This is a genomic window from Bacillus sp. SIMBA_005, from assembly GCF_046535585.1.
Lineage (GTDB): Bacteria > Bacillota > Bacilli > Bacillales > Bacillaceae > Bacillus > Bacillus pumilus.
In genome coordinates, this window is record NZ_JAWRWI010000771.1 from 1 (window position 1) to 254 (window position 254).

A 254-nucleotide genomic window follows, 5' to 3' on the forward strand; every position below is an offset into this window, starting at 1 on the left:
CGAGTGGCGTGACGGATCGGGCGGCGCGCCGTCGTCGGCGGCCGGTTCAAGACGCGCGGCCGCGCCGTTCGAGCTGCGTGCGCACGGCGAGCGCGTCCGGTGTCGCCGCGCCGCGGGCGGTGTTGTCGAAGATCACCCACGTGGCGTCGCCCGGGGCGGCCCCTGCCGCGACGGCGGTGACGAGCGCCCGCCGCGCGGCGACGTCGTAGGCGCTGACGTAGATCTCCGGGCTGCCGTGCCAGCGCCAGTAGCGG

At 77.6% G+C, this 254-nt stretch carries 1 protein-coding gene; it reads right to left on the reverse strand.

What is annotated here, in order from left to right; all coding sequences use genetic code 11:
- Nucleotides 1–46: 46 nt before the first annotated feature.
- Nucleotides 47–254 (reverse strand): DUF72 domain-containing protein (locus tag SB660_RS22155; RefSeq protein WP_410584618.1); only part of this gene is annotated, 208 nt, incomplete at its 5' end.